Annotated in this window: 17 protein-coding genes; 11 read left to right on the top strand and 6 right to left on the bottom strand. The window is 71.3% G+C overall.

Features of this window, described 5'->3' with window-relative positions; genetic code table 11:
• Positions 1-12 precede the first annotated feature (12 nt).
• On the bottom strand, positions 13-1029 hold the full coding sequence (gnd, locus tag ACFQGU_RS11620) for a phosphogluconate dehydrogenase (NAD(+)-dependent, decarboxylating) (RefSeq protein WP_386768255.1): 1017 nt from the start codon (positions 1027-1029) through the stop codon (positions 13-15).
• Positions 1030-1164: 135 nt separating this feature from the next.
• On the opposite strand from gnd, the gene pgi reads away from it, so the two are divergent.
• A complete protein-coding gene (pgi, locus tag ACFQGU_RS11615) occupies positions 1165-2814 on the top strand; it encodes a glucose-6-phosphate isomerase (protein ID WP_386766819.1) in 1650 nt (549 codons plus the stop codon).
• A gap of 57 nt (positions 2815-2871) precedes the next feature.
• Here the strand turns inward: pgi and ACFQGU_RS11610 are convergent, their stop codons facing one another.
• Entirely contained in the window at positions 2872-3735 is an 864-nt protein-coding gene (locus ACFQGU_RS11610) for a PAC2 family protein (RefSeq protein ID WP_386766817.1), read from the bottom strand.
• A gap of 141 nt (positions 3736-3876) precedes the next feature.
• Between ACFQGU_RS11610 and metH the strand changes: the two genes are divergently transcribed.
• On the top strand, positions 3877-7401 hold the full coding sequence (gene metH / locus ACFQGU_RS11605; RefSeq protein WP_386766815.1) for a methionine synthase: 3525 nt from the start codon (positions 3877-3879) through the stop codon (positions 7399-7401).
• Complete coding sequence (locus tag ACFQGU_RS11600; RefSeq protein ID WP_386766813.1) at positions 7398-8087, top strand: HAD family hydrolase; 690 nt, start codon at positions 7398-7400, stop codon at positions 8085-8087. Before metH ends, ACFQGU_RS11600 begins: the two co-directional genes overlap by 4 nt.
• A gap of 13 nt (positions 8088-8100) precedes the next feature.
• Here the strand turns inward: ACFQGU_RS11600 and ACFQGU_RS11595 are convergent, their stop codons facing one another.
• The 3 genes from ACFQGU_RS11595 to ACFQGU_RS11585 form a co-directional block, all read right to left on the bottom strand.
• A complete protein-coding gene (locus ACFQGU_RS11595) occupies positions 8101-10653 on the bottom strand; it encodes an ABC transporter permease (RefSeq protein WP_386766811.1) in 2553 nt (850 codons plus the stop codon).
• 4 nt (positions 10654-10657) lie between these two features.
• Positions 10658-11401 (bottom strand): ABC transporter ATP-binding protein, encoded by a 744-nt coding sequence (locus ACFQGU_RS11590; RefSeq protein WP_386766809.1) that lies wholly within the window; start codon positions 11399-11401, stop codon positions 10658-10660.
• Between the two features lie 61 nt (positions 11402-11462).
• A complete protein-coding gene (locus ACFQGU_RS11585) occupies positions 11463-12353 on the bottom strand; it encodes a RecB family exonuclease (RefSeq protein WP_386766807.1) in 891 nt (296 codons plus the stop codon).
• Positions 12354-12463: 110 nt separating this feature from the next.
• On the opposite strand from ACFQGU_RS11585, the gene ACFQGU_RS11580 reads away from it, so the two are divergent.
• Positions 12464-13603 carry a site-2 protease family protein gene (locus ACFQGU_RS11580; RefSeq protein WP_386766805.1) on the top strand — a complete coding sequence of 380 codons (1140 nt, stop codon included), beginning with the start codon at positions 12464-12466 and terminating at the stop codon, positions 13601-13603.
• Positions 13604-13609: 6 nt separating this feature from the next.
• On the opposite strand, the gene ACFQGU_RS11575 is transcribed toward ACFQGU_RS11580, so the two are convergent.
• Positions 13610-13999, bottom strand: coding sequence for a DUF1801 domain-containing protein (locus tag ACFQGU_RS11575; protein WP_386766803.1), 390 nt, complete (start codon positions 13997-13999; stop codon positions 13610-13612).
• A 70-nt stretch (positions 14000-14069) separates the two neighbouring features.
• Between ACFQGU_RS11575 and ACFQGU_RS11570 the strand changes: the two genes are divergently transcribed.
• From ACFQGU_RS11570 to pafA, 7 genes are all read left to right on the top strand, one after another.
• The gene (locus ACFQGU_RS11570) at positions 14070-14984 is read left to right on the top strand and encodes a tRNA (adenine-N1)-methyltransferase (protein WP_386766801.1); all 915 of its coding nucleotides are present in this window, start codon (positions 14070-14072) and stop codon (positions 14982-14984) included.
• Positions 14985-15052: 68 nt separating this feature from the next.
• Positions 15053-16816 carry a proteasome ATPase gene (gene arc, locus ACFQGU_RS11565; RefSeq protein WP_386766799.1) on the top strand — a complete coding sequence of 588 codons (1764 nt, stop codon included), beginning with the start codon at positions 15053-15055 and terminating at the stop codon, positions 16814-16816.
• 9 nt (positions 16817-16825) lie between these two features.
• Positions 16826-18334, top strand: a complete 1509-nt coding sequence (gene dop, locus ACFQGU_RS11560; RefSeq protein WP_386766794.1) for a depupylase/deamidase Dop — start codon at positions 16826-16828, stop codon at positions 18332-18334.
• A gap of 164 nt (positions 18335-18498) precedes the next feature.
• On the top strand, positions 18499-18714 hold the full coding sequence (locus ACFQGU_RS11555; RefSeq protein WP_386766792.1) for a ubiquitin-like protein Pup: 216 nt from the start codon (positions 18499-18501) through the stop codon (positions 18712-18714).
• Positions 18711-19571: a proteasome subunit beta gene (gene prcB / locus ACFQGU_RS11550; protein WP_386766790.1), complete on the top strand. Its 861-nt coding sequence runs from the start codon at positions 18711-18713 to the stop codon at positions 19569-19571. The genes ACFQGU_RS11555 and prcB overlap by 4 nt, the downstream gene beginning before the upstream one ends.
• A 4-nt stretch (positions 19572-19575) precedes the next feature.
• Positions 19576-20322, top strand: a complete 747-nt coding sequence (gene prcA / locus ACFQGU_RS11545) for a proteasome subunit alpha (RefSeq protein WP_386766788.1) — start codon at positions 19576-19578, stop codon at positions 20320-20322.
• 68 nt (positions 20323-20390) lie between these two features.
• On the top strand, positions 20391-21761 hold the full coding sequence (gene pafA / locus ACFQGU_RS11540) for a Pup--protein ligase (RefSeq protein WP_386766786.1): 1371 nt from the start codon (positions 20391-20393) through the stop codon (positions 21759-21761).
• The last annotated feature ends 30 nt before the right edge of the window (positions 21762-21791 follow it).

Here is a 21791-nt window from a genome sequence, read left to right as displayed (position 1 = left end):
CCTCGCGCCCGGTCAGTCCTTCTTCTCGTGGTGGCCGCCGAACTGCTTGCGCATGGCCGACAGCACCTTGTCGCCGTACGTCGCGTTCCCGCGGCTCGAGAAGCGCTGGTAGAGCGCGGCCGTGAGCACCGGGGCGGGCACGCCCTCCTCGATCGCGGCGATGGCCGTCCAGCGGCCCTCGCCCGAGTCGGACACGCGGCCGGAGAACTCCTCGAGCTGCGGGGACTCGACCAGGGCGGCGGCGGTGAGGTCGAGCAGCCAGGACGCGACGACGGAACCGCGGCGCCACACCTCCGTGACCGCCGGGATGTCGATCTCGTACGAGTAGAACTCGGGGTGGTCGAGCGGCGCGGTCTCGGCGTCCTGCGCGCGGGTGCGCAGGCCCTCGTTCGCGTTGGCCAGGATGTTGAGACCCTCGGCGTACGCCGCCATGGCGCCGTACTCGATGCCGTTGTGCACCATCTTCACGAAGTGGCCGGCGCCGGCAGGACCGCAGTGCAGCCAGCCCTCCTCCTCGGGTGCGATGTCGCCCGTGCGGCCCGGCGTGCGCGGGGCGGTCTCGACGCCGGGGGAGATCGTGCGCCAGAGCGGGGCGAGGCGTGTCACCGCTCCGGCATCACCGCCGAGCATCAGGCAGAAGCCGCGCTCGAGGCCGTAGACGCCGCCGGACGTTCCGACGTCGAGGTAGTGGATCCCCTTCGCGCCGAGCTCTGCCGCACGCCGGATGTCGTCGCGGTAGTAGGAGTTGCCTCCGTCGATGATCGCGTCGCCTGCGGACAGGTGCTCGGCCACGCTGGTCACGGTCGACTCGGTGATCTCACCCGCCGGCACCATGATCCAGACCGTCCGCGGGCCCTCGAGCTTGCCCGCGAGGTCGGCATACGAGTCGGCGCCGGTGGCGCCGTCGGCCACCAGCGCCGCCACGGCGTCGGGGTTGACGTCGTACACCACGCAGGAGTGGCCGTCGCGCATGAGCCGGCGCACGAGTCCCGCACCCATGCGGCCGAGCCCGACCATGCCGATCTGCAGGGGGGTGTCCGTGGCCATCGTCATGCCCTTCGTCGTGCGTGCGGGGTCCGGGCGCATGGCCGCGCTCGGTAGGGTCGTGGAAGGAGCCTAGGGGACCGCGATCGGCCGCCTTGGCAGTGGTGGAGGGTGGAGACGATGCAGGAGTGGCGCACCGAGCAGGGGCCGGTGATGGCCTCACCGGCGTGGGCGGCGCTGAGCGCGCACCACGCGGAGATCGGCGGCCGGACCATCCGCGAGCTGTTCGGGGCCGAGCCCGGACGTCCGACCCGGATGTCCCTCGACGCCGCCGGGATCCACGCCGACCTCTCCAAGCACCGTGCGACCGACGAGACGCTGCGGCTGCTCGTGTCTCTCGCCGAGGAGCGGGGCCTGCCGGCCCGCATCGACGCCATGTTCTCCGGCGCGCGCATCAACACCACCGAGAACCGCTCGGTTCTGCACACTGCGCTGCGGATCCCGCGGGGCGAGAGCCTCGTCGTGGACGGCGTCGACGTCGTCGCCGAGGTGCACGCGGTGCTCGACCGGATGGAGGCGTTCTGCGACCGCGTCCGCGGGGACGAGTGGCTCGGCAGCACCGGTAAGCCGATCCGGGCCGTGGTCAACATCGGCATCGGCGGCTCGGACCTCGGTCCGGTCATGGCCTACCGCGCGCTCCGGCACCAGTCGAGGCGCGACATCGACTTCCGGTTCGTGTCCAACGTCGACGGCACCGACATCGTCGAGGCCACCCAGGACCTCGACCCCGCCGAGACCCTGTTCATCGTGTCGAGCAAGACATTCACGACGCAGGAGACCATGACCAACGCGTTCACCGCGCGCGGCTGGCTGCTCTCGGGCCTCGGCCCGGACGCCGACGTCTCCAAGCACTTCGTGGCCGTCTCGACCAACGCCGGCGAGGTCGAGAAGTTCGGGATCGACACCGCCAACATGTTCGGCTTCTGGGAGTGGGTCGGCGGCCGCTACTCGATGGACTCCGCCATCGGGCTCTCGCTGATGCTCGCCATCGGTGCGGACGCGTACCGCGACCTGCTCGCGGGATTCCACGCCGTGGACGAGCACTTCCGGCACACGGACCTCGACCGCAACCTGCCCGTGCTCATGGGGCTGCTCGGCGTCTGGTACCGCGACTTCTTCGGTGCGCAGACGCACGCCGTGCTGCCGTACGAGCAGTACCTCGAGCGGTTCCCGGCGTACCTGCAGCAGCTCACGATGGAGAGCAACGGCAAGCGCGTGACGATCGACGGCGACCCCGTGGGCGTCGACACCGGTGCGATCTGGTGGGGCGAGCCCGGCACCAACGGGCAGCACTCGTTCTACCAGCTGCTGCACCAGGGCACGACGCTCGTGCCGAGCGACTTCATCCTGTTCGCCCAGCCCGTCAACGGCGTCGGCGACCACCACGACAAGCTGATCTCGAACGTCCTCGCGCAGGCACACGTGCTCGCCTTCGGCCGCACGGCCGACGAGGTGCGCGCGGACGGCGTCGCCGACGACCTCGTCGAGCACAAGGTCATGCCGGGCAACCGCCCGTCGACCACGCTGATGCTCGACCGGCTCTCGCCGTACGCCCTCGGCTCGCTCGTCGCGCTGTACGAGCACCTCGTTCTCGCGCAGGGCGTGGTCTGGGGCGTGAACCCGTTCGACCAGTGGGGCGTCGAGCTCGGCAAGGTCATGGCCGGGCAGCTGCTGCCCGCGCTCACCGCCGACGAGCTGCCCGACTTGTCGCACTTCGACCCGAGCACTGCTGCGCTCGCCCTGCGCTACCGCAGCCTCCGCGGCCGGTGACGCCGATTCGGTAGTGGGAAGTCGCGGTGGAGCGCGACTTCCCACTACCGAATCGGGCTACTTCGGGGGCTCGACGTTGCGACGACGGAGGTAGCGCTCGAACTCGCGCGCGATGGCGTCGCCGCTGGCCTCGGGGAGCTCGGCGGTGTCGACGGCCTCCTCGAGCGTGCGCACGTACGCCGCGATCTCGTCGTCCTCGCTCGCGAGCTCGTCGACGCCGATCTGCCAGGCCTTGGCCTCCTCGGGGAGGTCGCCGAGCGGCACGGGGACGTCGAGGAGGTCCTCGATGCGTCCGAGCAGCGCCAGCGTGGCCTTCGGGTGGGGCGGCTGCGCGACGTAGTGGGGGACGGCGGCCCAGAGCGACACGGCCGGGATGCCCGCGGTGGTGCAGGCGTCCTGCAGTACGCCGACGATGCCGGTGGGCCCCTCGTACGACGACGGCTCGTAGCCCATCCGCAGCGCGATGTCCGGGTCGCTCGAGGTGCCGCTCACCGGGACGGGGCGGGTGTGGGGGGAGTCGGCCAGGAGCGCGCCGAGCGTCACCACCATCTCGACGCCGAGGTCGCGGGCGGCGCCGAGCAGCTCGGCGGTGAAGGCACGCCAGCGCATCGACGGCTCGATGCCGTGCACGAGCACGACGTCGCGGGTCGCGAGCGGGATGCGGGCCACGGAGATGCGCGTGGTGGGCCAGACGACCTGGCGCTTGCCCTCCTCGAAGACGACCTCGGGGCGGTTCACCTGGAAGTCGTAGTAGTCCTCGGGGTCGATCTCGGCGATCTGGGTGGCGCCCCAGACCTCCTCGAGGTGGAGCACGGCCCCGCTCGCGGCGTCGCCGGCGTCGTTCCAGCCCTCGAAGGCGCAGAGCATGACGGGGTCGACGAGATCGGGCAGCGCCTCGGGCAGACCCTCGAAGTCGATCACCGGCGCCCCTCGCTCCTTGCATCGCACGGCCCCGTCCTCCGGGGATCCCGCCAACCTACGCCCGCGGCGCCGCCGCCGCGCCCTCGGCACGCGAGTAGCCGCCGAGTGGCCCACCCGCGACGCCGATAGGCTTGCCTCACCATGACGCTCCACGACTCTGCCCGTGTGTCCGCACTGCGAACGGCGCTGGCCACCCGCGTGGTCGTCGCCGACGGCGCCATGGGCACGATGCTCCAGGCCCACGACCTCGGCCTCGACGACTTCGAGGGCCACGAGGGCTGCAACGAGGTCCTCAACGCCACGCGCCCCGACGTCGTGCGCTCGGTCCACGACGCCTACTTCGCGGTCGGCGTCGACGCCGTCGAGACCAACACGTTCGGGGCCAACCTCGCCAACCTGGGGGAGTACGGCATCTCCGACCGGATCGAGGAGCTCGCCGAGCTCGGTGCGCGGCACGCCCGCGAGGTGGCCGACGGCTACTCGACGGCGGACCGCCCCCGCTGGGTGCTCGGCTCGGTCGGTCCTGGCACCAAGCTGCCGACGTTCGGCCACGCGCCGTACGCCGACCTGCGCGACGCCTACGAGGCGCAGGCCCGCGGGATGATCTCCGGCGGCGCCGACGCGATCCTCGTCGAGACGGCCCAGGACCTGCTGCAGGCGAAGTCCGCGGTCGTCGGCGCCAAGCGGGCGATCGCGCAGCACGGTGTCGACGTACCGGTTCTGGTGCAGGTGACGGTCGAGACCACCGGCACGATGCTGGTCGGCTCCGAGATCGGTGCGGCGCTGACCGCGCTGGAGCCGCTCGGCATCGACATGATCGGCCTCAACTGCGCCACCGGCCCCGCCGAGATGAGCGAGCACCTGCGCCACCTCGCCCGGCACGCGCAGATCGGCGTCTCGTGCATGCCCAACGCGGGCCTGCCGGTGCTCAAGGGCGAGGGCGCCTGGTACCCCCTCACACCCGAGGAGCTCGCCGCCGCGCACGACATGTTCACCCGCGAGTACGGCCTGGGCCTGGTCGGCGGCTGCTGCGGCACCACGCCCGAGCACCTGCGCCAGGTCGTGGAGCGTGTCGGCGGCCGCGACATCGGCGTACGCCGTCCGCGCACCGAGCACGGCGCGTCGTCGATCTACATGCACACGCCGTTCCGTCAGGACACGGCGTACCTCTCGATCGGCGAGCGCACGAACGCCAACGGCTCCAAGGCGTTCCGCGAGGCGATGCTCGAGCAGCGGTGGGACGACTGCGTCCGGATCGCCAAGGAGCAGATCAAGGACGGCGCCCACCTGCTCGACGTGTGCGTCGACTACGTCGGCCGAGACGGCGTGGCGGACGTCCGCGAGATCGTCGGCCGGTTCGCCACGGCGTCGACGATCCCGCTGGTCATCGACTCCACCGAGCCGCCGGTCGTCGAGGCTGCGCTCGAGATGCTGGGCGGCCGCGGTGTCGTCAACTCGGTGAACTACGAGGACGGCGACGGGCCCGGGTCGCGCATCCAGCAGATGATGCCGATCGTCAAGGAGCACGGCGCGGCCGTCGTCGCCCTGACGATCGACGAGGAGGGCCAGGCCCGCACCGCCGAGTGGAAGGTGCGTGTGGCCGACCGCCTCGTGCGCGACCTGACCGGCACCTGGGGCATGGCGGTCCAGGACATCCTGGTCGACTGCCTCACGTTCCCGATCGCGACGGGCCAGGAGGAGACGCGCCGCGACGGCATCGAGACGATCGAGGCGATCCGCGGTCTCAAGCGGATCCACCCCGAGGTGCAGACCACCCTCGGCGTCTCGAACGTGTCGTTCGGCCTCAACCCGGCCGCCCGCGTGGTGCTCAACTCGGTGTTCCTGCACGAGTGCGTCGAGGCGGGGCTCGACTCCGCGATCGTGCACGCGAGCAAGATCGTGCCGATGGCGCGCATCCCCGACGCGCAGCGCGAGGCCGCGCTCGACCTCGTCTACGACCGGCGCCGGTACGACGTCGAGGGAAACCTCGTGCACGACCCGCTGTCGCACTACCTCGATCTGTTCGAGGGCGTCGATGCCCAGGCCCTCGCCAAGCAGCGCGCCGACGAGCTCATGACGCTGCCGCTGTCCGAGCGGCTGCAGCGGCGCATCGTGGACGGCGAGCGCAAGGGCCTCGAGGCCGACCTCGACGAGGCACTGGAGACTCGGCCCGCCCTCGAGATCGTCAACGACACGCTGCTCGAGGGCATGAAGACCGTGGGCGAGCTCTTCGGCCGCGGCGAGATGCAGCTGCCGTTCGTCCTGCAGAGCGCCGAGGTCATGAAGACGGCCGTCGCCCACCTCGAGCCGCACATGGAGCGCAGCGGCGACGAGGGCAAGGGCACGATCGTCCTCGCGACGGTGAAGGGCGACGTCCACGACATCGGCAAGAACCTCGTCGACATCATCCTGACCAACAACGGCTACACGGTGGTCAACATCGGCATCAAGGTGCCGGTCAGCGAGATCATCGAGCAGGCCGAGAACAACTCCGCCGACGCGATCGGCATGAGCGGCCTCCTGGTCAAGAGCACGATCGTGATGCGCGAGAACCTGCAGGAGATCAACCTCCGCGGAGTCGCGCAGAAGTACCCCGTGCTCCTCGGCGGTGCGGCCCTCACGCGTGCCTTCGTCGAGCAGGACCTTGCCGAGATCTACGACGGCTCCGTGCGCTACGCCCGCGACGCGTTCGAGGGCCTGCGGCTCATGGACGCCGTGATGGCGGTCAAGCGCGGCGAGCCGGGTGCCGAGCTGCCCGCGCTGCGCGGTCGCCGTGTCACGTCGTCCACCGTGCGGCCAGACGAGACCCCGCTCGCCGAGATGCCGGCGCGCTCCGACGTCGCGACGGACAACTCCGTGCCCACGCCTCCCTTCTGGGGGCCGCGCGTCGTGCGCGGCGTCCAGCTCAAGGACTACGTCAGCTACCTCGACGAACGGGCGACGTTCCTCGGCCAGTGGGGGCTCAAGCCCGGCCGCGGCGAGGCGGGCGCGTCGTACGACGAGCTCGTCGAGACCGAGGGACGTCCGCGCCTGCGGATGTGGCTCGACCGGCTGCACACCGACCAGCTGCTCGAGGCTGCGGTCGTCTACGGCTACTTCCCGTGCTGGTCCGAGGGCGACGATCTCGTGATCGCGCACCACGAGGGGCCGCTGGCCGGCCAGGAGCGCGTGCGCCTGACCTTCCCGCGCCAGCGGCGCGACCGGCACCTCTGCCTGGCGGACTTCTTCCGTCCGAAGGAGTCGGGGGAGACCGACGTCATCGCGTTCCACGTGGTCACGATGGGCAACCGCGTGTCGGAGGCGACCGCGAAGCTGTTCAGCGAGAACGCCTATCGCGACTACCTCGAGCTGCACGGGCTCTCGGTGCAGCTCACCGAGGCGCTCGCCGAGATGTGGCACGCGCGCGTGCGCAGCGAGCTCGGCATCGACGCCGAGGACGACGCCGACATGGACACCCTCATCGCCAAGCAGGGCTACCGCGGATCCCGCTACTCGTTCGGCTACCCCGCCTGCCCGGACGTGGAGATGCAGGCCGTGCTCGTCGACCTCCTCGAGCCCGAGCGCATCGGCGTCGAGCTGTCGGAGGAGTTCCAGCTGCACCCGGAGCAGTCGACGTCGGCGCTGATCGTCCACCACCCCGAGGCGAAGTACTTCAACGCCACATGAGCAGCCACCTGCCCGACGCGGTCATGTTCGACATGGACGGCACGCTCGTGATGACCGAGGAGCTCTGGTACGACGCCGAGGCGGAGATCATGTCCGCGCTCGACGTCGACTGGGGCCCCGAGCACCAGGCCGAGCTCGTCGGCGGCCCGCTCGAGGCGGCGGTCGACTACATGGTGCGGCACACCGAGGGCGCCCTCACGCACGGGGCGATGATGGCGCTGCTGCTCGACACGATGGAGCGCAATCTGCGCACCCGGCCCGTCGAGTGGTGCCCCGGGGCGCGGGAGCTCCTGCTCGCCCTCGAGGACGCCGGCGTGCCGTGCGCGCTGGTGTCGGCGTCCTGGCGCCGCCTCGTCGAGGCCGTCCACGACTCGGTGCTGCACGAGGTCGGGCACGAGATGTTCGCCACCTCGGTCGCGGGTGACGAGGGCGAGCGCACCAAGCCGTTCCCCGACCCGTACCTCCTCGCCGCGGAACGGATGGGCGTCGAGCCGTCCCGCTGCGTGGTGCTCGAGGACTCGCACACCGGTGTGGCCGCGGGCATCGCCAGCGGCGCGCTCGTCGTGGCGGTCCCGTCGCTGGTGCCGATCGAGGGCACCGACGGCCTGCACGTGGTCGAGTCGCTCGAGCAGGTGACCCCCGCGCTCCTCGGCGAGTGGTCGCACGTCTGGTCCTCCCGGGCCTGACACCCGGCCGCGGCTACTCGGTGGCGATGGCGCGCAGCACGTCGAGGCGGCTCGCGGTGACCGCCGGCCACAGCGCCGCCACGAACCCGCCCACCACGGCGAGCGCGAGGAACCAGCCGATCTGGCCGCCGGGGATCGCGAGCTCGGTGACGCCCTGCGGCTCGAGCACGCGCTGCAGCAGCGAGCCGTACACGACACCGAGGACGACGCCGAGGGCCGCGCCGAACACCGAGATCATCACCGCCTCGAGGACGACCATGCGGCGCACCTGGGGGCGTGACGTGCCGACGGCCCGCAGCAGGCCTATCTCGCGCCGCCGCTCGTGCACGGACAGGGCGAGGGTGTTGACGATGCCGATGAACGCGACGATCACCGCCAGCGCGAGCAGGGCGTAGATGAAGCCGAAGACGCGGTCGAACTGGCTGTCGATCTGGTCCTTGAGGCTCGCCTGGTCCTGCAGTGCGACGGTGGGGAACGCCTCGAGCTCGCTGTCGAGCGTGGTGCGGACCTCCTCGAGGTCGGCGTCGTCGTCGGCCCGGATGTAGACCGCGCTGTCGAGCTCGCGGGCGCCGATCGAGGCGAGGGTGGCAAGACCCGTGATCCAGCCCTGGTAGGGGCCGGCCGCTGTGTAGATGCCGCGCAGGGTGAGCTCGGAATCGCCGTTGACGAAGGTGGCGGCGATGGAGTCGCCGACCTTCAGCCCCAGGTCCGCCGCAGTCACGTCATCGACGATCGCCTGCCCGAGCCCGAGCGACGGGATCTCGCTCCCGCTCTGCATGGTGAGGTCGACGACGTCGGTGAACTTCTCGAGGTCGACACCGGTGAGGGCGGTGCGGTCGCCCTCGACCTCGATCGGCACCTGGCGCACGTAGGTGACCGTGCGTGTGCCCGGCGTGTCCTTGACGGCGTCGTACACGTCGGGCGAGAACGGCTGGAACTTCACGCCGAACACCACGAAGTCGGCGCCGATGGTGTCGTCGATGACGGCGGACACCGACGCCTTCGTCGACGCCGCGATCACGCCGATGGCGCTCATGAGGGCGAGACCGATCGCGAGCGCGCTCGCGGTTGCCGCGGTGCGCCGAGGGTTGCGCCGACCGTTCTCGCGGGCGAGCCGTCCGATCGTGGTGCCGGAGAACGGCGCGGCGAGCACCACCAGCACCGCGCGGCCGATCATCGGCGCGAGCGCGATGACCGCCACGAGGCCGCACAGGGCGGAGACGCCCACGAGGCTGGCGGCGCGCTCGCCGTCGGCTGTGTCGCGCAGACCCAGATACGCCGTGAGCGCGGATGCTGCGAGCAGAACTGCTCCGATCGCGGTGCGCACGCGCAGCGATCGCACGGGAAGCGCGATCTCGTCGCGCATCGCCGCGACCGGCGGCACGATGCCCGCCCGCCGGGCGGGGACGTACGCCGAGATCAGGGTGACCACGAGGCCGACCACGAGCGACACGACGATGGTGCGCGGCTCGATGACCAGCGGCCCGGAGGGCAGGTCGGCGCCGAACCCCTTGAGCAGGAGCCGAAGACCCTGGCTGACGAGGATGCCGCCGAGCACTCCGAGCACCGCCGCGAGGAGACCGAGCACCCCAGCCTCCGCGAGGACCGAGCGCCGCACCTGGCCGCGGCTCGCGCCCACCGCGCGCAGCAGCGCGAGCTCGCGCGTGCGCTGGGCGACCAGCATCGAGAACGTGTTGAAGATAAGGAACACGGCGACGAAGAGCGCGATGAACGCGAAGGCGAGCAGGAACGTGTTGATGAACTGGAAGGCCTCGGACAGCCGTTCGGCGATGTCGGCGCTGCGCTCGGCGCCGGTCTGGGTCCGCGTGCCCTCGGGCAGGACCTTGCCGATGCTGGCTGCGAGCGAATCCTGGGAGACGCCGGGCTCGGCGCGCACCGCGATGCTCGTGACCTGATCGGGCTTGCCGGTCATCAGCTTCTGCGCGGTGGGCAGGTCGAACACGGCGAGGGTGCTGCCGTCGCTGCCGGAGATGCCGCGGGTCACGATGCCGACCACCGTCAGGTCGACGAGGCCCCCCGCGGGCGTGTCGATCTTCACCGTGTCGCCGATGCCGACCTTGCCGGCCGTGGCGGTGGACTCGAGCAGCGCGACCTCGGTCGGCCCGTTGGGAGCCCGGCCCGATGCGATCGACAGGGGGGAGATGGCGGGGTCGTCGACGAAGGTCGTGCCCCGGGCCGGCGGGCCGTTCTCGCCGACGACCTTCCCGTCCGAGCCGATCACGAGGGCGCCGTCCGACGAGACGATGCCGTAGGCCGCGGCCACGCCGTCGACGCCGGCGACGGTGTCCACGAGCGAGCCCGGCATCGTCGGCGCCTGGTCGAGGCCGCCGGGTCCGCCGCCGGGGCCGCCAGTCTGCGCACCGGTGTCGACCGAGATGGCGACGTCGGGCTGCGGGGCGTCGAACAGCGCGTCGAAGGAGCGCTTGAGGGAGTCGGTGAAGATGTAGGTGCCCGCCACGAACGCGACGCCGACGACGACGGCGAGCAGCGTGAGCGAGAGCCGCAGCTTGTGCTGCAGGAGGGACCGGAGAGCGGCGCGCAGCACGTCGTCAGCCTCGCGCCTGCTCGAAGGCCTTCATCCGCTCGAGGACGCGGTCTGCGGAGGGGTCGGCCATCTCGTCGACGATCCGGCCGTCGGCCAGGAAGAGCACCCGGTCGGCGTACGACGCCGCACCGGGGTCGTGGGTGACCATGACGATCGTCTGGCCGAACTCGTCGACGCTGCGCCGCAGGAAGCCGAGCACCTCGGCACCCGAGCGCGAGTCGAGGTTGCCGGTCGGCTCGTCGGCGAACACGATCGTCGGCCGGCTCGCGAGCGCACGGGCGCAGGCGACGCGCTGCTGCTGGCCGCCCGACAGCTCGCTCGGCCGGTGGGTGAGGCGGTCGCGGAGGCCGACCGTGTCGATCACGGTGTCGAGCCACTGCTGGTCGGGCTTGCGGCCGGCGATGTCGAGGGGGAGCGTGATGTTCTCGAGCGCCGTCAGGGTGGGGATCAGGTTGAAGGCCTGGAACACGAAGCCGACGGAGTCGCGGCGCAGCTGGGTGAGCGCCTTGTCCGAGAGGCCGGACACCTCGGTCTCGCCGATCCAGACCTGGCCCGCGCTGATCGAGTCGAGGCCGGCGAGGCAGTGCATGAGGGTGCTCTTGCCTGATCCCGACGGGCCCATGATCGCGGTGAAGCGGCCCGCCTCGATGTCGACGTCGACGGCGTCGAGCGCGGTGACCTGGGTGTCGCCCGAGCCGTAGATCTTGGACAGGGCGGTCGCGCGGGCAGCGGCAGTCGTCGTGGGCACGTGGTCACGCTAGCCCGAGGACCGGCTCACCGCGCCGCCGACGTCCACAGGCCGCGAGCGGTCAGGCGGTCGGGACGGGAGGCACCGGGAGCGTGGGCAGCGGCGGGGGAGTGCCGCCGAACGCCGGGCAGAGCGCCTGGTGGTCGCACCAGTCGCACAGCCGCGACGGGCTCGGTCGCCAGTCGCCGCTCTCCTGGGCCTGCTGGATCGCCCGCCAGAGCGCCTTGATCTTGCGCTCGGTGGCCAGCAGGTCGGCCTCGTCCGGCTCGTACCGCAGGATCTGCTCGTTGCCGAGGTAGAGCAGCTGGAGCAGCCGGGGGACAGTGCCCGTGGCGCGCCAGAGCACCAGCGCGTAGAAGCGCATCTGGAACAGCGCCTTCTGCTCGTACCCCTCGCCCGGCGACTTGCCGGTCTTGTAGTCGACCACCCGGGTGTCGCCGGTGGCGTTGCGGTCGAGCCGGTCGACGAACCCGCGCAGCACCAGGCCGTCGTCGAGCGTGGTCTCGACCCGGAGCTCGCGCTCGGCCGGCTCGAGGCGCGACGGGTCCTCGAGGCGGAAGTAGCTCTCGAGCAGCGGGACGGCCGAGGCGAGCCACTCCTCGGCCTCGTCCGCGCTCTCGAACAGCTGGGTGGCCGCGGCCTCGTCCTGCTCGCGCACGACGTCCCACGCCGCCGGCAGCATCGACGCGGCCCGGTCGAGGGTGCGCTGCTCGGGCGGGAGGTCGAAGAGGTCCTCGAGCACCTGGTGCACCACCGTGCCGCGGACGGCCTCCCGGCTCGGCTTCTGCGGGAGCCGGTCGATGACCCGGAACCGGTAGAGCAGGGGGCAGGTCATGAAGTCGCCCGCCCGCGACGGCGACAGCGACGACGTGCGCGGGGCGGCGGTGTCCTCCCACACCGCGGCGGGGTCGGCCGCCAGCGGCGCGGGGGAGTCGGACGGGCTCGTGCTCATGCCCCGACAGTAGGCGCCGGGTCCGACGTCGGAGGCGGAGGTGCGCCCGACGCGCCGCAGCGCGGGGGCGTGAGGAGGCCCCGCCGCGGTGCGCCGCTTACGGTGGGCGGGTGAGCAACGAGCAGGAGGCGGCACCGACCCCCGCACGCGGTGGCAGCGGCCTGACCTTCCGCCTGGGCGGGATCCCCGTCTCGCTGCCCTGGAGCAGCCTCCTCGGCGTCGCGCTCATCGCGTACCTCTACAACGACAACCTGCGGATCGACCGCTCGGACCTCGGGCAGGTCGTGCTCTGGTCGCTCGTGTTCGCCGTGCTGTTCTACCTGTCGATCCTGGGGCACGAGCTCGCCCACGCCTGGTCGGCCCGGGCCTTCGGCTTCCCGGTGCACCAGATCACCCTGTGGTTCTTCGGCGGCTGGACGTCGTACGAGCGCCGGATCGCCTCCGCCTGGCGCGAGGCGGTGATCGCGGCCTCCGGCCCGATCTCGTCGGTGCTCATCGGGCTCGCCTGGCTGTGGTTCGCGAGGAGCCCGCTCTCGGGGGACTCGACCCTCGCGAGCGTGGCCGCGCTGCTGGGCTACGCCAACATCGTCCTCGGGATCTGGAACGCGCTCCCCGGCCTCCCGCTGGACGGCGGCGGCGTCCTCCGGAGCATCGTCTGGGGCATCACCAAGGACGAGAACCGCGGGACGATCGTGGCGGCCTGGGCGGGCCGGGCCGTGGCCGTCTTCGTGTTCCTGCTGCCCTTCCTCCTGGCCTGGCGCTTCGGCGGCCGTCCCGACCTCGTCAGCATCGTCTTCGCCGGGATGATCGGCGCCTACCTCTACGCGGGTGCGTCCGACGCGCTGAAGCGCGCCCGGCTCATGTCCCGGGTGCCCGCGCTCGAGGCCCGCGGGCTCGTCCGCCCCGCGGTCGTCGTGCCGCACGACCTCCCGCTCGCCGAGGCGCTGAGGCGGCTCGAGGCCACCGGAGCGCGCGCGATCGCCGTCAGCGACAGCAGCGGCACCGTCGTGGCGGTGGCCCAGGAGGACGCCGTCGCCGCGGTGCCGGTGGAGCGCCGCCCCTGGGTGCCGGTGTCGTCGGTGTCGACCACGCTCGACCCCGGGGCCAGGCTGCACATCGCCCTCGCCGGCGATCCCCTCCTGCGCGCCATGCAGGACGTGCCCGCCACCGACTACGCCGTCCACGACGACACGGGGACGGTCGTCGGGATCCTCACCACGAAGGACGTCGAGAAGGCCCTCGGGGTCTGAGCGCGGTCAGTCGCGGGTCGCCTCGACCCAGCGTCGGCAGGTGTCGACGATCTGGGGGAGCCGCGCCTCCAGGTCGGCGGAATCGCGCACCACGACGACGCCACGGTCGGGCGCGGCCCAGGCGATGAGGCCGTCGGCGTCGTCGAAGGCGAAGCCGTCCATGGAGCGCACGGACGTGCCGCGGTGCAGGACGAGCTCGACACGGTCGCCGGGCTGCAGCCGGAACGTGATCCGGTCTGTTCCGTCCGGGCCGAGGCTGGGCGCGTTCCACTTGATGCGCTCGTCGAGCCCTGGGATGCCGGCGTGCAGGGCCTCCCGGAGGGTGAGGACCTCCTCGAGCCGGGCATGCCCGGATGCGGCGAGGAACGTCCCGACGTCCGGCCCCGCGCCTGCCATGCGTGCTCCTACGCTCGATCGCTGGACGCGCCGACGGCGTACGCCGACCGCGCGCCTATCCTTGCCGACCGTGACCTCCGACCGTGTCCCCACCGGGGCAGACCACCGCCGTGGACCGCTGCGCGAGGGCGAGCGCGTGCAGCTGACCGATCCCAAGAAGCGGATGCACACCATCACGCTCGGAGCGGGCAAGGAGTTCCACACCGCCAAGGGCGCCATCAAGCACGACGCGCTCATCGGCGGCCCTGAGGGCGTGATCGTCACCTCGACCCAGGGGGTGCCATACCTCGCCCTGCGGCCGATGCTGTCGGACTTCGTGCTGTCGATGGCGCGCGGCGCCACGATCGTCTACCCGAAGGACGCCGCCGCGATCGTCGGGCTCGCGGACATCTATCCCGGCGCGCGGGTGATCGAGGCGGGCGTGGGCTCGGGCGCGCTGTCGATCTCGCTGCTGCGGGCGGTCGGCGACCAGGGCGGGCTGTCGTCGTACGAGCGCCGCGAGGACTTCGCGGACGTCGCGCGGGCCAACGTCGAGACCTTCTTCGGGTCGGAGCACCCGGCATGGTCGCTCACGGTCGGCGACCTGGTGCCGACGCTGCGGGCCCGGATGGCTGAGGGCCTCGACACCGCGGTCGACCGGATCGTGCTCGACATGCTGGCGCCGTGGGACTGCGTGGAGGTGGCCGCCGAGGCGCTCGCGCCGGGGGGCGTGCTCGTGGTGTACGTCGCCACGACCACCCAGCTGTCGCGCACGGTCGAGACGCTGCGGACCGACGGGCGCTGGACCGAGCCCTACGCGCAGGAGTTGCTGCTGCGCACCTGGCACCTCGAGGGCCTGGCGGTTCGCCCCGACCACTCGATGAACGGCCACACCGGGTTCCTCATCCGCTCGCGCCGCCTGGCCGACGGCACCGTCCTGCCCCCGCGCCGTACCCGACCCGCCAAGGGCGCCTACGGCGAGGACTACGAGCTCCCCACCGGCTGACCCGTCTGCGGGGCCTCCGGGGACGGAATCCGGACGGCGACGGCCTGCTCCGGGCGGTTACGTCTTCGTTGCGACGCGCGTCGCGGGGCTCAGCGCGCGCGCAGAACCGGTCGACGTGGGTAGGGTCGAGAAACGGCCCAGCCACGGTGGACCCCACCGGGGCGGACGCACGGGAGGTGAGCACCGTGACGTACACCGACGAGCGCGCGCCGGATCCGCGCGTGTCCCAGCTCCAGGCCGAGCTGGCGGCGGCGTCCGCGCAGAACCAGCGCCTGGTCTCGACCCTCAAGGACGCCCGCGACCAGATCGTGGCGCTCAAGGAGGAGGTCGACCGCCTCGCCGAGCCGCCCAACGGCTACGGCGTCTTCCTCGAGGCCTTCGACGACGGCTCGGTCGACGTCTTCACGGCCGGCCGCAAGATGCGCGTGGTGTGCAGCCCGGACGTCGAGACCGAGGACCTGCGCCCGGGCCAGGAGGTCCAGCTCAACGAGGCGCTCAACGTCGTCGCCGTCCGTGAGTACGAGCGGCACGGCGAGATCGTCATGCTCAAGGAGATCCTCGAGGACGGCGTCCGCGCCCTCGTGATCGGCCACACCGACGAGGAGCGCGTCGTCCGCCTCGCCGAGCCGCTGCGGGGCACCCACCTGCGCGCCGGCGACTCCCTGCTGCTCGAGTCCCGGTCGCAGTACGTCTTCGAGAAGATCCCGAAGGCCGAGGTCGAGGAGCTCGTCCTCGAGGAGGTCCCGGACATCGACTACGGCGACATCGGCGGCCTCGCCGCGCAGATCGAGGAGATCCGCGACGCCGTCGAGCTGCCGTACCTGCACGCCGATCTCTTCCGCGAGCACAAGCTCAAGCCGCCGAAGGGGATCCTGCTGTACGGCCCGCCCGGCTGCGGGAAGACCCTCATAGCCAAGGCGGTCGCGAACTCGCTCGCCAAGAAGGTCGCCGAGGTCGAGGGCAAGGAGCAGGGACGCTCGTTCTTCCTCAACATCAAGGGCCCCGAGCTGCTCAACAAGTACGTCGGCGAGACCGAGCGGCACATCCGGCTCGTGTTCCAGCGGGCGCGTGAGAAGGCGTCCGAGGGCATGCCCGTGATCGTGTTCTTCGACGAGATGGACTCGCTGTTCCGCACGCGCGGCACCGGTGTGTCGAGCGACGTCGAGAACACGATCGTCCCCCAGCTGCTCAGCGAGATCGACGGCGTCGAGAGCCTGGAGAACGTCATCGTCATCGGCGCGTCGAACCGCGAGGACATGATCGACCCGGCCATCCTGCGGCCGGGCCGGCTCGACGTGAAGATCAAGATCGAGCGCCCGGACGCCCAGGGAGCGAGCGACATCTTCAGCAAGTACCTGACGCCGGACCTCCCGCTGCACCCCGAGGACCTCGCCGAGCACGGCGGCGACCGCGTCGCCACGTGCCAGGGGATGATCCAGCGCGCGGTCGAGCGGATGTACACCGAGACCGAGGAGAACCGCTTCCTCGAGGTCACCTACGCCAACGGCGACAAGGAGGTCCTGTACTTCAAGGACTTCAACAGCGGCGCGATGATCGAGAACATCGTGGCGCGCGCCAAGAAGATGGCGATCAAGGACCTCCTCGAGACCGGTCAGCGCGGCATCCGCGTCCAGCACATGCTGTCGGCGTGCCTCGACGAGTTCCGCGAGAACGAGGACCTGCCGAACACCACCAACCCGGACGACTGGGCGCGGATCTCGGGCAAGAAGGGCGAGCGCATCGTCTTCATCCGCACCCTCATCCAGGGCAAGCAGGGCACCGAGGCAGGGCGCTCGATCGACACGGTCGCCAACACCGGTCAGTACCTCTAGGGCCGTGCCGTGAGCGTCCATCGCGTGATGGGCATCGAGACCGAGTACGGCGTCTCGGTGCCAGGGCATCCGCACGTCAACGCGATGATGACGAGCACCCAGGTGGTCACGTCGTACGCGGCGTCGGTCGTGCGCGGGGCCCGTGCCCGGTGGGATTACGACGAGGAGCACCCGCTCCGCGACGCCCGCGGCTTCGACATGACACGGGCCGAGGCCGACCCCACGCAGCTCACCGACGACGACCTCGGCCTGGCCAACGTCATCCTCACGAACGGCGGCCGGCTGTACGTCGACCACGCGCACCCGGAGTACTCCAGCCCCGAGGTCACCAACCCGCGCGACGGCGTGATCTGGGACAAGGCGGGGGAGCGGATCATGGCCCGCGCGACCGACCTCGTCCGCAACCTGCCGGGCGCCCATCCCGTCAACCTCTACAAGAACAACACCGACAACAAGGGCGCGTCGTACGGCACCCACGAGAACTACCTCATGGCGCGCACCACGCCGTTCGCGGAGATCGTGCGGCACCTGACGCCGTTCTTCGTGACGCGGCAGGTGGTGACGGGCGCGGGACGCGTCGGGCTGGGCCAGGACGGGCGCACCCACGGCTTCCAGCTGTCGCAGCGCGCGGACTTCTTCGAGGTCGAGGTCGGCCTGGAGACCACGCTGAAGCGACCGATCATCAACACGCGGGACGAGCCGCACGCCGATCCGGAGAAGTACCGCCGACTGCACGTGATCGTGGGCGACGCCAACCTCGCCGAGGTGTCGACGTACCTCAAGCTCGGCACCACCTCGCTCGTGCTGGCGATGCTCGAGGCCGGGACACTGGAGATCGACGGCGTCCTCGACGACCCGGTGCGCGAGATGCACCGTGTGTCGCACGACCCGTCGCTGACGCACCTCCTCACGCTGAGGTCTGGCCGGCGCATCACGGCCGTCCAGATGCAGCGCGAGTTCCTCGAGCAGGCGCGCAAGCACGTCGAGAACACCCTGGGCTCGGACGTCGACGCGCAGACCGCCGACGTGCTCGACCGCTGGGAGTCGGTGCTCGACCGGCTCGAGACCGACCCGAGGAGCCTCGCGTCCGAGCTCGACTGGGTGGCGAAGCTCGCGATCCTCGACGGCTACCGCTCGCGCGACCACATCGACTGGGACCACGCGCGCCTGCACCTCGTCGACCTGCAGTACAGCGACGTCCGCCCCGACAAGGGGCTCGCCCAGCGGTTGCAGCTGCGCGGCAACCTCGAGCGCATCACCACGGACGCCGAGGTGGAGGCTGCGATCGGCAGCCCGCCCGCCGACACCCGGGCATGGTTCCGCGGCGAGTGCATGCGCCGGTACGCCGACCACATCGCCGCCGCGTCGTGGGACTCCGTCATCTTCGACGTGCCCGGGCGCGAGTCCCTGCAGCGGGTGCCCACCCTCGAGCCGCTGCGCGGCACCCGCGCGCACGTGGGCGGGCTGCTCGACGCGAGCCCCACCGCTGGCGACCTCCTGCGCGCCCTCAACACCTGACCCCCTCGCTCGCAGTGGTCAATCAGTCGCTTCCCGGGCCCGGTAACGACGGATTGATCAGGGTGACGGCGCGGGTGGTACCGGAGGGCGTGCGGGCGGCGGCGTGTATAGGGTCGAGACCAGCCCCGGCGGCGGACGTCGGGACACACCTCGTGGAGGCGACCATGCCCACCCGGGACACCGGCGAGCACGCGCAGAAGAGCCGTACGGACGCCGACGTCGACCAGGTCGAGGAGACCGCTGCGGCGACGAGCGACCTCGCCGAGCGCAAGGAGGCGCTCGACGCCGACATCGACGCGATCCTCGAGGACATCGACGAGGCGCTCGAGACCAACGCCGAGGAGTTCGTCCGCGGCTTCGTCCAGAAGGGCGGACAGTGACCTCAGCGCAGCAGGGCCGCTTCGGGGGCACCCTGTCGTCCGCGTTCACCGCGACGGGCTCGTCGTCGTTCGCGGAGTTCCTGGCCACCCACGACCCGTCGCTGCTGCCGGGCGGGCGCTCGCTGCCCGCCGGGCTGGTCACCGAGTCGGTGCACGGCACCACGATCGTCGCCGCGACCTTCGCGGGCGGCGTCGTGATGGCCGGCGACCGCCGCGCCACGATGGGCAACATCATCGCCCAGAAGGACATCGAGAAGGTCTTCCCCGCCGACGAGTCGAGCTGCGTGGGCATCGCCGGCACGGCCGGTCTTGCCGTCGAGATGGTGAAGCTCTTCCAGGTCGAGCTCGAGCACTACGAGAAGATCGAGGGCGCGCAGCTGTCGATGGACGGCAAGGCCAACCGCCTCGCCACGCTCATCCGCGGCAACCTCGGCATGGCGATGCAGGGCCTCGCGGTCGTGCCGATGTTCGCCGGTTTCGACACCGAGACCGGCGGCGGCCGCATCTTCAGCTACGACGTCACGGGCGGCCGCTACGAGGAGCACCGCCACCACAGCGTCGGCTCCGGCTCGCTCTTCGCGCGTGGTGCGCTCAAGAAGCTCTGGCGCGAGGACCTCTCGCCCGACGACGCCGTCCGCGCGGTCGTCGAGAGCCTCTACGACGCGGCCGACGACGACTCCGCCACCGGCGGCCCCGACCTCGCCCGCGGCATCCTGCCGGTCGTCGCGGTGGTCGACGTCGACGGCTACCGGCGGCTGCCCGAGGCCGAGCTCGACCCGCTCGTGCGCTCGGTCGTCGCCGCCCGGCAGACCCGGCCCGACGGCCCGAACGCGCCGCTGACCGCGGGAGGGGAGTGACCCGATGAGCGTCCCGTTCTACGTCTCGCCCGAGCAGGTCATCAAGGACAAGGCCGACTACGCGCGCAAGGGCATCGCCCGCGGCCGCAGCGTCATCGTGCTGCAGTACGCCGACGGCCTGCTGTTCGTCGCCGAGAACCGCTCGCGCGCGCTGCACAAGATCTCCGAGATCTACGACCGCATCGCGTTCGCCGCCGTGGGCAAGTACAACGAGTTCGAGAACCTGCGGGTGGCCGGCGTACGCCTCGCCGACCTGCGCGGCTACTCGTACGACCGGCGCGACGTCACCGGCCGCAGCCTCGCCAACGCGTACGCCCAGACGCTGGGCACGATCTTCACCGAGACCCAGAAGCCGTACGAGGTCGAGATCGTCGTCGCGGAGATCGGCGAGACGGTGCACGACGACCAGCTCTACCGGCTCACGTTCGACGGGTCGGTCGGGGACGAGCACGGCTTCGTGGCGATGGGCGGGTCGGCCGAGCAGATCACCGCCGCGCTGCGCGAGCGCTGGAACGAGGGGCTGTCGCTCGAGGACGCCCTGCGGCTCGCGGTCGAGCTGCTCGGCTCGGCGCCCGTCAACGGGAACGGCACACCGGGGGAGTCCCGCGTGCTCACGCCGGCCCAGCTCGAGGTCGCGATCCTCGACCGCGCGCGCCCCCGGCGGAAGTTCCGCCGCATCAACGGCCCGCGTCTCGCCGACCTCCTCGGCGTGGACGACGACAGCGACGACGCCGCCGGCGACCCGGCCTGACCACACTCGTGCCCGACGGCGTGCGCGCCGTCCTGCGCGACCGGCGTACCCGTGCCTAGGGTGGCCACGTGGACCGGCGGATCTTCGGGATCGAGACGGAGTACGGCGTCACCTGCACCTTCCGGGGGCAGCGGCGCCTCTCCCCGGACGAGGTCGCCCGCTACCTGTTCCGCCGCGTCGTGTCGTGGGGCCGGTCGAGCAACGTCTTCCTGCGCAACGGCGCGCGCCTCTACCTCGACGTCGGCAGCCACCCGGAGTACGCGACGCCGGAGTGCGACCAGATCACCGAGCTGGTCACCCATGACAAGGCCGGCGAGCGCATCCTGGAGGGGCTGCTGGTCGACGCCGAGAAGCGCCTCCAGGAGGAGGGCATCGCGGGCGACGTCTACCTCTTCAAGAACAACACCGACTCCGCCGGCAACTCCTACGGCTGCCACGAGAACTACCTCGTCGGCCGGCACGGCGAGTTCGCGGCCCTCGCGGACACCCTGATCCCGTTCCTCGTCTCGCGCCAGATCGTCTGCGGTGCGGGCAAGGTGCTGCAGACGCCTCGGGGCGCGGTCTACTGCGTGAGCCAGCGGGCCGAGCACATCTGGGAGGGCGTCTCGAGCGCCACGACGCGCTCGCGCCCGATCATCAACACCCGGGACGAGCCGCACGCGGACGCCGAGCGCTACCGCCGCCTGCACGTGATCGTCGGCGACTCGAACATGAGCGAGACGACGACGATGCTCAAGGTGGGCAGCACCGACCTCGTGCTGCGCATGCTCGAGCACGGCTCGGTGCTGCGCGACATGACGCTCGAGAACCCGATCCGCGCGATCCGCGAGATCAGCCACGACCCGACCGGACGCAAGACCGTCCGGCTTGCCAACGGCCGCGAGCTGTCGGCCCTGCAGATCCAGACCGAGTACCTCGACCGCGCCCGCGACTTCGCCGAGCGCCGCGGTCTGACCGCCGACCCCACGAGCATCCACTCGAGGGTCCTCGACCTGTGGACCCGCTCGGTCCGTGCGGTCGAGACCGGTGACCTCGGCCTCGTCGAGCGCGAGATCGACTGGGTCATCAAGCTGCGGCTGCTCGAGCGCTACATGGCAAAGCACGACCTGCCGCTCTCGAGCCCTCGCATCGCGCAGATGGATCTGGCCTACCACGACATCACGCGCACCCGAGGCCTGTACTACCTGCTGGAGAAGCGCGGGGCGGTCGCGCGGGTGAGCAGCGACCTGCCGATCTTCGAGGCCAAGACCCTCCCGCCGCAGACCACGCGGGCCAAGCTGCGCGGCGAGTTCATCAAGAGGGCGCAGGAACGTCGTCGGGACTTCACGGTCGACTGGGTGCACCTGAAGCTCAACGACCAGGCCCAGCGGACGGTCCTGTGCAAGGACCCGTTCCGGGCCGTGGACGAGCGGGTCGAGAAGCTGATCGCCAGCATGTGAGCCTCTCAGGGTGCCGGTCCTCAGCCGGGG

The sequence above is a fragment of the Longivirga aurantiaca genome, assembly GCF_042660085.1.
GTDB classification, from domain to species: Bacteria; Actinomycetota; Actinomycetes; order S36-B12; family CAIYMF01; genus Longivirga; species Longivirga aurantiaca.
This window is presented reverse-complemented; position numbering and strand designations above follow the sequence as displayed.

What these genes read in the sequence shown, in the direction of transcription:
- pgi (WP_386766819.1), top strand. Translation starts at nt 1,165, where the DNA reads ATGCAGGAGTGGCGCACCGAGCAGGGGCCGGTGATGGCCTCACCGGCG.
- ACFQGU_RS11585 (WP_386766807.1), bottom strand. Translation starts at nt 12,353, where the DNA reads ATGAGCACGAGCCCGTCCGACTCCCCCGCGCCGCTGGCGGCCGACCCC.
- ACFQGU_RS11600 (WP_386766813.1), top strand. Translation starts at nt 7,398, where the DNA reads ATGAGCAGCCACCTGCCCGACGCGGTCATGTTCGACATGGACGGCACG.
- metH (WP_386766815.1), top strand. Translation starts at nt 3,877, where the DNA reads ATGACGCTCCACGACTCTGCCCGTGTGTCCGCACTGCGAACGGCGCTG.
- ACFQGU_RS11555 (WP_386766792.1), top strand. Translation starts at nt 18,499, where the DNA reads ATGCCCACCCGGGACACCGGCGAGCACGCGCAGAAGAGCCGTACGGAC.
- prcA (WP_386766788.1), top strand. Translation starts at nt 19,576, where the DNA reads ATGAGCGTCCCGTTCTACGTCTCGCCCGAGCAGGTCATCAAGGACAAG.
- ACFQGU_RS11575 (WP_386766803.1), bottom strand. Translation starts at nt 13,999, where the DNA reads ATGGCAGGCGCGGGGCCGGACGTCGGGACGTTCCTCGCCGCATCCGGG.